General features: G+C 74.1%; 6 protein-coding genes and 1 pseudogene. 1 reads left to right on the top strand and 6 read right to left on the bottom strand.

Features of this window, described 5'->3' with window-relative positions:
• Positions 1 to 12: 12 nt before the first annotated feature.
• From recD to B277_RS00480, 6 genes and pseudogenes are all read right to left on the bottom strand, one after another.
• A complete protein-coding gene (gene recD, locus B277_RS00455; protein WP_007923878.1) occupies positions 13 to 1758 on the bottom strand; it encodes an exodeoxyribonuclease V subunit alpha in 1746 nt (581 codons plus the stop codon).
• The gene (gene recC / locus B277_RS19385; RefSeq protein ID WP_007923887.1) at positions 1755 to 7619 is read right to left on the bottom strand and encodes an exodeoxyribonuclease V subunit gamma; all 5865 of its coding nucleotides are present in this window, start codon (positions 7617 to 7619) and stop codon (positions 1755 to 1757) included. Before recC ends, recD begins: the two co-directional genes overlap by 4 nt.
• Positions 7620 to 7731: 112 nt before the next feature.
• Positions 7732 to 8730, bottom strand: a pseudogene (locus B277_RS19390) (exodeoxyribonuclease V subunit gamma); the annotation flags it as partial.
• 98 nt (positions 8731 to 8828) lie between these two features.
• Positions 8829 to 9833: a threonine ammonia-lyase gene (locus B277_RS00470; protein ID WP_007923891.1), complete on the bottom strand. Its 1005-nt coding sequence runs from the start codon at positions 9831 to 9833 to the stop codon at positions 8829 to 8831.
• Positions 9834 to 9862: 29 nt separating this feature from the next.
• On the bottom strand, positions 9863 to 10492 hold the full coding sequence (locus tag B277_RS00475; RefSeq protein WP_007923892.1) for a DUF305 domain-containing protein: 630 nt from the start codon (positions 10490 to 10492) through the stop codon (positions 9863 to 9865).
• On the bottom strand, positions 10489 to 11124 hold the full coding sequence (locus B277_RS00480; protein ID WP_007923893.1) for a DUF3105 domain-containing protein: 636 nt from the start codon (positions 11122 to 11124) through the stop codon (positions 10489 to 10491). Before B277_RS00480 ends, B277_RS00475 begins: the two co-directional genes overlap by 4 nt.
• A 92-nt stretch (positions 11125 to 11216) precedes the next feature.
• Between B277_RS00480 and B277_RS00485 the strand changes: the two genes are divergently transcribed.
• Positions 11217 to 11482, top strand: a 266-nt coding sequence (locus B277_RS00485) for an alpha/beta hydrolase (RefSeq protein WP_007923894.1), incomplete at its 3' end; no start/stop codon positions are given.

Genomic DNA, 11482 nt, shown 5'->3' on the forward strand with positions numbered 1-11482 from the left:
CTCCTCGGAGCCTCAGACCCGGTGCCGCAGCCCCGTCGCGCGCTGGGTGCGCCGCTCGACCGCGGCCCGCACCGCTGCCTCGGAGCCGACGAGGGTCACCGACTCCTGGGCCCGGGTGATCGCGGTGTAGAGCAGCTCACGGGTGAGCAGGCGTGAGTCGGCGTCGGGCAGGAGCACGGTGACCGAGCGCGCCTGGCTGCCCTGGCTCTTGTGGATCGTGAGCGCGTGGGCGGTGTCGACCTCACCGAGGGTCGAGGCGGCGTGGACGATCGGGGCATCGGGCTCGCCGAAGACCCCGACGACGCGGTGGTCGGCCCGCAGCGCCATGACGCCGGTGTCGCCGTTGAAGAGGCCCAGACCCCGGTCGTTGGTCGTCACGAGCAGGGGCCGGCCGACGACCTGGCGACCGAGGTGGTCGCTCGCCTCGGCGAGCCACCGCTCGACGCGGTCGTTCCACGGCCCCACGCCCCACGGTCCGTCCCGGTGGGCGCAGAGCAGCCGGTGTTCACCGAGCTCGCGCAGGGCGTCGGCGTAGCGGCCCGCGAGGGCGAGGTCGCGCAGCCGCTCGGCATGGGTGAGCAGCCGCAGGCGCAGGGCCTCGTCGGCCCCGATGACGTCGGCGACCGGCAGGTGCTCGACCGGGCCACCCGGGCGGGCCTGCGCGAGCAGCTCGAGCACGAGGTCCGCGTCGCCGACGCGCACGGCCTCGGCGAGCGTGCCGATCTCGTGGCCGAAGCGGTGCGAGGTCTGCAGGCGCGCCACCGGGCCGTCGTCGCCGTAGCCCGCGACGAGGTCGGCGAGCACGGCACCGGCCTCGACCGAGGCGAGCTGGTCGGGGTCGCCCACGAGGAGCAGCCGGGCGCCCGGGCGCAGGGCCTCGAGCAGGCGGGCGGTGAGCGTCAGCGACAGCATCGACGCCTCGTCGACGACGACGATGTCGTGGGGCAGCGGGTTGCCCCGGTCGCGCCTGAAGCGGTTGCCGCTGTCGGGCCGCCACCCGAGCAGACGGTGGACGGTGACGGCCTCGATGTCGGTGCCGAGGCGCTGTCGGTCCTGCTCGGGCATGTGGCCCAGGGAGCCGAGGACGGACTCGCGCAGCCGGGCGGCGGCCTTGCCCGTCGGCGCGGCCAGGGCGATCCGCGGCCGGTGACCGGTGGCCTCGGCCTGCTCGAGCAGCAGGGTGAGCAGGCCGGCGACGGTCGACGTCTTGCCGGTGCCCGGACCGCCGGCGAGCACGGTCGTCAGGCGGCCGGCGGCCGCCCGGACGGCGTCGCGCTGCTCGCCCCAGCCGTCGCGGGGGAAGACGCGCTCCAGCCCCGCCTCGAGCATCTCCTCGTCGATCTCGGGGGCAGGGGTCTGTGCCCTGCGCTGGAGGTCCTGCGCGATCTGGACCTCTTCGCGGTGGTAGCGGTCGAGGTAGACGAGGTCGTGCTCGACGAGCAGCACCCCGGCCTCGGCGAGTGCGCTGCCGCCGACCTGCTCGAGCCACTCGGGTGTCGGCGGCAGGGCGACGGGCGACTCCTCGAGCAGCTCGCGCGCGTGGGCCGGGTCGAGGCTGGTCGACCCCTCGCGGGCGGCGCGCACCACGAGCGCGAGCGTGACGCGGGCGAGGGGGTCCTCATCGTCCACCAGCGTCGCGAGACGGCTCGCGACGTGGACGTCGGCAGCCTCGATGACGCCTGCGGCGTTGAGGTCGGCGAGCTCGCCGGTGGCACTGCGGGCGACCCGGCGGTCGTAGCGGTCGAGCACCTCGGTCATCGGTCCACCCCTTCGCTCGTCGTCGCGCCCGTGCGGGCCCCGGCGCCCGAGCCCGGACCTGCGCCCGCACCCGCGGGTCGGCGCCCGTCGAGCAGGTCGGAGACACCGGTGACCAGGGCGACCGGCGGGGCCCAGGAGAAGACGCCGGTCGGGTGCCCGTCGACGAGCGGTGTCTGCTCCCCGGCCATCCCCCGGAGGTAGAGGTAGAGCACGCCGCCCAAGTGCCGGTGCGGGTCGTAGCCCGGCTGCCGCCACCGCAGGAAGCGGTGCAGCACGACCCCGTAGAGGATCGCCTGGAGCGGATAGCTCGAGTGCGTCATCGCCTCCCGCAGGGCGGTCGGGTCGTAGTGGGCCGTCGTCAGCGGGGTGTCGACGGGCCCGAGCCAGTTGGTCTTGTAGTCGACGACGAGGTGCCGCTCGCCGATCCGCAGGACGATGTCGACCGAGCCGGTGAGATAGCCGCGGAGCGTCTGTCCGCCGAGCACGGGGTCGTCGAGCACGTCGGCGAAGGGCAGCACCGGGTCGTCGGCCGGCAGGTGCTCGCGCATGAGGGCGGCGAGGTCGCCGAGCACGGCGCCGTCGTCGCTGGGCGGCGGGGCGTCGTCGCCACCGCCGAGCGGCAGCTCGAAGTCCATCTCGCACAGGCGGTCCCGCGCCCCGACGTCACGCAGCCGGGTGCCGGGGGCCAGCGGCCCGAGCGGGGTCTCGATGACCTCGACGAGCGCAGCGGCGAGGGCGTCGCGGTCGAGGTCGGGCACCGGCCAGGCGATGATCTGCTCCTCGATGTGCGCCCGCAGCTCGCCGAGCAGGTCCTCGGCCTGCGCGTCGGCCTCCTCGAGCACCGCGTGGACGAGCGAGCCGAAGCCCGCTCCGACGGGCAGCTGCGCCATGGGCGAAGGGAGATGCCCCTCGCCTCCCGCAGCCCCGGCCGCGTCGGCACGGCCCGTCGCATCGGTACGGCCCGCCGCGTCGGCTCCACCCGCCACGACGAGGTCGGCGGGACCCCCTTCGTCCTGACGGTCGGTGACCTCCGGCTCGCTGGCCACGAGATCCTCGGCACTGGCCCGGGGGACCTCGTCCAGGGGGCGGGTCAGCGCGGTGTAGGAGGTCCGGCGCCAGGCGTCGTCGACCGTGCGGGTGAAGTCGCGGACCGCCAGCTCGGTCACCGGCTGGGGCTGCGACATCTTCACGGGGGTGGGCTGGTCGACGTACTCGACCCGCAGCGCGCCCCGGCGCTCCCAGTCCGCGAGGCGGTCCTGCAGGGTCTCGTCGCCGGGCACCGGGTGCTTCGGCGGGACCTCGGCCTGCCCCTGGGTGCGGCCGAGGAGGACGCGGTGCAGCGGCGACGGTCCGGTGCTCTGCGCCGAGGGGAACCACCACGTGACGACCTGGCTCTGCGCGCGGGTCAGCGCGACGTAGAGCAGCCGCAACGACTCGCCGCTCTCCTCGGCGGCAGCCCGGGCCAGGCGGTCGGAGCGGCCGTCGTCGGAGGTGATGCCGATGTCGAGTGCCCGGGTGCGGTCGGCCCTGTGGAAGTGCAGCACGTCCGGCCGCGGCAGCCACCGGTCGCACACGAAGGGCAGCATGACGACGGGGTACTGCAGCCCCTTGCTCGCGTGGATCGTCGCGAGGTGGACCGCGTCGGCGTCGCTGTCGAGGCGGCGGGCGCGCTCCTCCTTGCGGCTGGCAGCCATGCGCTCGCGCAGCCACGCGGTGAGCGAGGCCAGGCCGTCGCCCTCGGTGACGACCCGCTGGTGGAGGGTCTCGCCGATGTGCCGCAGGTCGGTGAGCAGCCGCTCGCCGTCGGTGCGGCGCAGCACGCGGGCGTCGAGCCCGTCGGCGGTGGCGGCGGCGAGCACCGCGGCGACGCCGCGTCGCCCGAGCAGGGCGGCCCAGGTGCGCAGCCGGTGGGCGACCTCTTCGGTGAGGTCGTCGCCGCGGGTGTCGAGATCGGTGGCCGCGGCCCCGACGAAGGGGGTGAGCGCCGCCGCGCGCACCCGCTCGGCGCGGTGGGTCAGTTCCATCGCCTCGAGGAGGGTGAGCCAGTGCTCCGCGGCCACGGAGTCGTAGATGCTCTCGCTCGAGACGATGACCGAGCGCAGCCCGACCGCCGTGAGCGCGGAGCGCACGGTGTCGAGCTGCTTGCGGGTGTGGGCGAGCACGGCGATGTCGCCGGCCCGCAGCGGGCGCCCGTCGAAGGTCGTGCGACCGGCGAGCAGCCGGGTGATCTCCGCGGCGCAGTCGGCGGCGACGAGCGGGCGGACGGTGGCGATCGAGATGCTCTGCCCGGGCTGCTCGACGCGGGCGCTCGGCACCGCGCGCAGCCGCACGGGGGCGAACTGGCCGTCAGGGAGGCTGCCGTCGGCGGTCCTGAGCCGCGAGCCCTCACGGGCGGCAGTCACCTGGTGCACGACGATCTCCTCGTCGCCGAGCTGTGCCCCGCCGAGCAGGACGCCGAGGCTGCGCACGAGCGGCGCGTCGGAGCGGTGGTTGACCCCGAGGGTGTGCCGGGTGGTCGCCGACTCGGCGGCCGTGAGATAGGTGTCGACGTCGCCGCCGCGGAAACCGTAGATCGCCTGCTTGGGGTCACCGATGAGCACGAGTGTGCTGTGCCCGCTGAAGGCGCGGTCCAGGATCTGCCACTGGACCGGGTCGGTGTCCTGGAACTCGTCGACGAGCACGACCCGCCAGCGCTGCCGCATCCGCGCTCGGGCGGGGGAGTCCTCGTCCTCGAGTGCGATCGCGAGGTGCGAGAGCAGGTCGTCGTAGCCGAGCACGCCCAGGCGGCGCTTGCGTCGGTCGAGCTCCTCACGCACGAGCCGGGCGAAGCCCAGGCTCCGGGCGTCGGCGGAGCGTCCCTTGAGGGAGGCGGGCTCGAGCTCGGCATGCGGGTTGTCGGTGACGGCGCGGGCGATCTCGCCGGCGCGCTTGCGGGAGAAGGCGGCTGGTCCGCCCTGTGCGAAGCCGCGGACGTAGAGGTCGTCGACGACCTCGTCGCGCAGGTCCGACAGGTCCTCGACGAGGCGGGCGTGCTGGTCGGTGTCGCCGGCGACACCGAGCCCGCGCAGCACGAGCTGGCAGAACTGGTGCGTCGTCGCGATCGTCGCTGCGTCGAAGTGGGTCAGCGCGTCGCGCAGCCGCCGGGCCCGCTCGGCGACCTCGTCGGCGCTGCCCTGCCGCAGCAGCGCGACGACCTCGTCGTCGGTCGGCAGCTGGGGGTCGGCGACGAGCCGGTGGACGTGCCGCAGGTGCTCGCGGACCCGCTCGCGCAGCTCGCGGGAGGCGGCCCGGCTGAAGGTGATGACGAGCATGTCCTCGAGGCGCACCACGCCCTCGGCGACGTGCCGCGCGACGAGCGCGCCGATCGTCCACGTCTTGCCGGTGCCGGCGCTTGCCTCGAGCAGGACGGTGCCCGTGGGCAGTTCGCCAGCGATGTCGAAGGGGGTGAGTGCGCTCGCGCTCATGCCGTGCTCCCCACGTTGTCGAGCGCGGGCCCCCCACACCCGCGGGGCGAGGGTGGCCAGGTCGCTGCCCGGGCCGGCGAGGGTCTGCTGCAGCACGTCGAAGGGGGCCTCCCGCCCGTGGACGAGGCGCCACCAGGAGTCGTCCCGCTCGCCGGGGATGGTGTCGCCGCTCTTGAGGAGCGAGGCCTCCCACTCCTTGGCGGCCTGCTGCTGCGCGAGCCGGGTGCGCGTGGGGTTGCGGCTGACCGCTTGGGCCCAGGCGTGGGCGGTCTTGACGGGCAGGGGCAGCGGCGCGGTCTGACCGAGGGCGAAGACGTCGAGCAGGGTCGTCAGGTGCGAGCGGGCGGCCTCGCGGGGCAGCACGCCGTAGCTCGTGCGCGCGACCTTGCCCCGAGAGCCCTTGCCGAGGGTCGAGGCCTGCCAGCCCTCGTCGTCGGTGCCGGCAGCGGTGAGCGCGAGCAGGCGGATCCACGCGCCCATGACCTGCTTGGCGCCCAAGCGGGAGTAGGTGACGTCGACGAGGTGCAGACCGCGGACGCCGTCGACGGTGCCGGTGAGGCGGCGGTCGCCGGGCAGCGTGACTTCGATGTCGACCGCGCGCGGGTCCTCTGGTGGCCCGAGTGCGAGCTGGCCCATGAGCTGCTCGACGGTGCGGCCGATCTCCTCGAGCGTCGCCTCACCGAGACCGGCGGGTGGCAGCGCGCCGCGCAGCAGCTCCGCCCGGTAGATCGAGCGCGGGTCCTGGCCGGCGATGCGGGCGCGCAGGGCGCGGTCGCCGACGGCCCACTTCTCCAGGGCGTCGAGGTCGACGGGCAGCCGGTCGCTCACCTCGTCGACGTCGTGGGAGACGCCCACCTGCAGCCGGTCGCGGAGGAATCCGCGGGCGGGGTTGTCGTAGAAGGCGATGAGGTCGGCCAGGCCGACATCGGCGACGGTCCGACCGGGCAGTGGGGCGGTGACCAGTCGCCCGGGCGGGGTGCGCTCGCCGACCGCGGCGCGGGCGGCGAGCAGTGCCGAGCGGTCGAAGCTGAAGGATCGCCCACCCCCGGGCCCCCCGACGGTGAGGTTGCGCGCGTCGAAGGGCTGCAGGGGGTGGTGGGTGACCTCGACCGGTGCCGTGGTCGTCTCGCGGGCGGCATCGAGGAGCTCGCCGAGCGGCACGGCGGGCGGGCAGGGCTCGCCGCTGTGCTCGTCGGCGCCGGTGTAGGCGATGACGAGCCGCTCGCGGGCGGCGAGCACGGCGTCGAGGAGCAGCTGGCGGTCCTCGCTGCGGGCGTCGCGCTCGCCGGTCATCGGGCGCCGCGCGAGCACGTCATCGCCGTCGATCGCCTGCTGGCGGGGGAAGGAGTCGTCGTCCATGCCGAGCAGGCACACGACGCGGTGCGGCACCGAGCGCATCGGGGTCATCGTGCACACGGTGAGGCCGCCGGTCCTGAAGCTCGCCCGGCTCGGGCGCCCGGCGAGCTGGTCGGCGAGCAGCACCCGCACGTCGGCGAGGCGCAGCGGCACGTCGTCGCTGGCGTGCCGGGCGGCGGAGCCGAGGGTGCGCTGGAGGTCGCCGACCTGCCAGCGCTCGCGCGGGGGCACGTCGGTCAGGGAGAGGACGGTCTCGGTGAGGGCCTCCATCCACTCGGTGGCCGGGCCGGCGTGCTCGAGCCGGTCGAGGCCCTCACCGATGCGGGCGAGCAGCTCGCTCACCCGGCCGACGAGGTCGACCGAGCCGCTGCCGACGTCGTCGAGGGGCATGACGCCGCCGACCTGCAGCGGGCCGTCGGCCGAGACGGTGACCCCGACGAGGAGTCGGTCGAGGCCGAACCGCCAGGTCCCCTGGGGCTCCACGTCGAGGGCGAAGGGGGCCCGCCCCGCCTGGTCGTAGCCCCACCGGATGCCGGAGTCGCTGACCCACCGGGTCATCGTCGCGAGGTCGTCGTCGTCGAGGCCGAAGCGGCGCCGGACCGGCCCGCTCGCCGCGAGGTCGAGCACCTCGCTCGCGGTGAGGCGCCCGCCGGCGAGGCCGACGACGCGGTCGGCGACGTCGAGCCGGGGGTTGGTGGCCCGCAGCGACCGGTCGGCCAGCCGTACCCGCAGCCGGTGGGCGGGGTGGGTGTCGACGCCGTCGGCGTCAGTGCCGTGCTCGCCGAGGCCGAAGGCCGCGCCGATGAGCGGCGCATAGGTCTCGACGTCGGGGCACATGACGAGCACGTCGCGCGGCTCGAGGGTGGGGTCGTCGTCGAGCAGCCCGACGAGCACCTCGCGCAGCACCTCGACCTGCCGGGCGGGCCCGTGGCACGCGTGGACCTGGATCGAGCGGTCGTCGGTCGGCACGGTCCGGGCGGTGCGCTCGCTCTCGTCGGGGACGTGGTCGTCGCGCAGATCGGCCTGCAGCCACTCGAGCACCGACCGCGCCTCCAGATCGCCCCCCCGAGGAGGGCCCGTGATCGCTCCCTGCCCCTCGAGACGGCGCTGGCGCGCCTCCTCGGGAACCGGAGGTCGCCCCCAGCACCCGCACCAGCTCGCGTGAGTCCCGCCCCAGCGAGGCGAGCAGCGGGTGCCGGACGAGGTCGCTCGTCGCGTCGTCGTCGCGGGCCACCACACCCTCGGCGGCGAAGGGGGTCAGCCGCTCCCACAGGTCGGGCGAGGGCTGGGGCAGCCACAGGTGCACGTCGCGGCTGCCGGCCAGGGCGTGCAGCAGCTCGACCTCGGTGACCGCGAGCCGGGTGTGCCCGAAGAGCGAGAGCCGCTCCGGCAGCTCGAGCCCGCCGCCCGTGACGCCCCCGGTCCCTGAGGAGGTCGCCCCGCGACCGTCTCGAAGGGCAGCGACCGTCTCGGCGTGCCGCACGTCCGGCGGGGGCGCGTCGACGACGCCGACGAGGCGCCGCCACAGCTCGGCCTGCCAGACCAGGTCGTGGTCGAGGGGGCCGCCGGTGCCGTCGGTGTCACGCCCCTCGCGCCAGTCGGCGAGCATCGTCGGCCGGCTCTGGCCGTAGCGGTGGAAGAGCCGGGCCAGCCGCAGCGCGACCGAGTAGCGGCGGCCGGCGCGGGTGCCGTCGGGGTCGTCGGTGCCGTGCCCCAGGTGCCGGCTGAGCGCTGCGCACCACGGCTGCCCGAGCCCGGCGTCGATGACCTCGAGCAGCGGCCAGACGAGGTGCTGCGGCAGCCATGGATCGTCGTCGTCACGCCCGGTGAGCATCGTGACCAGGGAGCGCGGCCGCAGGAAGGTGACGCCGGCGCAGACCCCGTCGTGGCTCCCTTCGCCCGTGCCGAGGCGGTGGGACAGGCGCTGTGCCAGCCACCGCTCGATGCCCTGCTCGGGCACGACGACGACCTCCTGGGCGAAGGGGTCGGGCAGCGGGCTCGCCAGCAGTTCGCCGAGCTCGTCGGCGAGGGTGTCGGTGCGCTGCGCGCGGTGGAGATGGAGGGCCACGGTCAGACCGTAGCCGGACCCGGCGACAACGTGACGTGCGCCTGTGGATGAGAAGCAGCTGATGACGAACGGGCCCTCTCTCATGCTCGCCAGCCTGTGTTCGTCGTGTTCGTGTGATCACGGCTCGGACGCCGGCAACCCCGACCCCGAGGCCGTCCGGCTGGTCTACGCCGACCGCGAGCTCACCGCGGACGAGCGGGCCGCGATCCTGCAGGCCCAGCGCCCCCGAGCACCTCGGCCATGACCGGGGCGTCGACGTTGCCGCCGCTCGCCACGACGACGACGGTCTGCCCGGCGAAACGCTCCCTCTGGGCGATGAGCGCGGCCAGCGCCGCGGAGCCGCCGGGTTCGACGACGAGCTTGAGCGTGCGGGCAGCCTCGCGCATCGCGACCCGCGCCTGGTCGTCGGTGACCTCGAGCCCGGTCACCCCGTGCCGGGACAGGGCAGCGAGGGTGTGCTCGCCGACCGTCGGCGAGCCGATCGCATCGAGGAAGACCGGCACCGCCGGCACCTTCTCCACCCTGCCGGAGACGAGCGAGCGCGCCATCTTGGGGTAGCCGTCCCGCTCCACGACGAAGGGGGCCACCTCCGGGTGCGTGTCCCGCACCGCCGTGATGACGCCCGACGAGAGCCCGCCACCGCTGCACGGGACGATGACCGCGTCGGGGGCGTGGCCCCCTTCGCGCAGCTGGTCGACGATCTCGAGCCCGACGGTGCCCTGGCCGGACATCACCCGGGGGTCGTCGTAGGGGTGCACGAGGGTCAGCCCACGCTGCTCGACCAGCTCGCGACCGACGACCTCGCGGTCCTGGGTCGCGGGGTCGTAGAAGACGACCTCGGCGCCCCACCAGCGGCAGCCGTCGACCTTGATCTGCGGCGCGTCCTGCGGCATGACGATCGTCGCCGTCGCGCCGGTCATCCGGGCCGAGGCGGCGACGGCCTGCCCGTGGTTGCCGGTGGAGAAGGCGAGCACACCCGCCGCCCGCTCCGCCTCGGTCAGCGACAGCAGCGTGTTGAGCGCACCGCGGATCTTGAAGGACCCGGTGAGCTGCAGGGCCTCGGCCTTGACGAGCACCCTCGCGCCGCAGAGCTCGTCGAGCATCGGGGAGGAGAGCAGGGGCGTGCGCCGCACCCGGCCCTCGATTCGCTGCGCTGCCGCCCTGATCGTCTCGATGCCGAAGTCCATGTGGACATCCTGCCGCTACGCCCGCGAGATCACCCCGGCAGTGGCTTGGCGCCGCGCTCCTTGAGCATCTGGGTCATCGTCTCGACCTCGGTGGTCTGGCTGTTGATGATCGACTGGGCGAGGGTCTCGACGGCGTCATTCTGAGAGTTGTCACGCGCGGCCTCGGCCATCGGCACACCCGCCTTGTGGTGGCGGATCATCATCTGGAGGTAGTAGATGTCGGCCGCCTTGCCGCGCATCCCCTTCAGCTTGGTCATCTCGGCCTGGGTCGCCATGCCGGGCATCAGGCCGTCATCGCCGAGGGTCATCGTTGCGCCGTGCTCGTGGCCCAGGCCACGCATCCAGTCCATCTGCTTGCCGGGTCCGGTGGGCGAGAGCCCCCAGACCTGCAGCCAACCGGCCATCTGCCCCGACTGCGACTCCTGGGTGCGCGCGATGTCGTAGGCGAGGGAGCGCACCAACGAGTCGTCGGTGCGGTCGTAGATGATCCAGGACATCTCGACGGCCTGGTCGTGGTGCGTCTGCATGTCGCGGGCGAAGCCGGCGGCGACGCTGTCGTCACCAGGGAGGTCGTCCCCGCCGACGCGGCTGAGCGCCAGGCCGGCGACGAGACCGATCGCGAGCGCGACGACCGCGGCGAGGACGACCCGGGGGGTCACTTGACCAGGCTCGTCTCGGGGGTCACACCACCGGTGCAGGCCGCCCCGGGCTCGGGGGTCTGCTTGCCCTGCCGGTACTCCTTGATGAAGCCCTTGATCCGCGGGTCGTCAGCCGAGTCGACGCTCAGCTGGTTGCTCCAGGCCGACAGGACGATCTTGCCGGGCATCTTGCCCTCGTAGGGCGAGAGGATCGTGTAGGTGTCGGGCAGCGCGTCGTCCAGCTTCTTGACGTCGGCCTCAGGCAGGTCGGGGTCGTAGCCGATCCACACGGCGCCGTGCTCGAGGGAGTGGACGGCGTGCTCGTCGGGCACCGGCGTGTCGTAGGTGCCGCAGTTGAGCCACACGCCGTTGTGCTCGCCGCCCACGGGCGGCGACTCCTTGTAGTCGATCTTGCCCTCGACGTGGTTGCCGCCCGTGTAGTCGAAGGTCTTGGCCCCCGACAGGTCTCCCGCGGCCCGGCGGTCGTCGCGCTCGCTGACGATGGCATAGCCCACGGTGCCAGCGATGAGTGCGATCACCACGGCTGCGGCACCTGCCAGGAGGAGGGAGCGGCGACGCTCGGCGGACTGGGCCTTCTTGCGTGCCTCGGCGAGCTTGACCTCGCGGGCGGACATCGACTTCTTGCTGCTCATGGGTCCCTCGGGGTAGGCGGGGGCGGAATTGCCGGGATTATTGCACCGTCAACTGAAGGTCTACTGAGGGTGCTCGCCACTAGTCTGACTGCATGCGTTCAGAGACGACGACCATCACCTCCCCGCAGGACGGGTTGCCACTCTTCGTGCGCACCTGGCAGCCCGACGGCGAGGCCAAGGGCGTCGTCCAGATGGCCCACGGGATGGCCGAGCACTCCGGGCGCTACGAGCGCTTCGCGCAGGCGCTCACCGACGCCGGCTACGCAGCGTGGATGCACGACCATCGCGGCCACGGCGAGACCTCGACCGAGCAGGAGGCCGCGGCTACKACGCCGACGACCACGGCTGGGACACGGTC

The organism is Janibacter hoylei PVAS-1, from assembly GCF_000297495.1.
Classification (GTDB): Bacteria; Actinomycetota; Actinomycetes; order Actinomycetales; family Dermatophilaceae; genus Janibacter; species Janibacter hoylei.

Excerpts from the sequence above, each read along its gene's own strand:
- recD (WP_007923878.1), bottom strand. The coding sequence starts at position 1,758 with ATGACCGAGGTGCTCGACCGCTACGACCGCCGGGTCGCCCGCAGTGCC.
- B277_RS00470 (WP_007923891.1), bottom strand. The coding sequence starts at position 9,833 with ATGGACTTCGGCATCGAGACGATCAGGGCGGCAGCGCAGCGAATCGAG.
- B277_RS00480 (WP_007923893.1), bottom strand. The coding sequence starts at position 11,124 with ATGAGCAGCAAGAAGTCGATGTCCGCCCGCGAGGTCAAGCTCGCCGAG.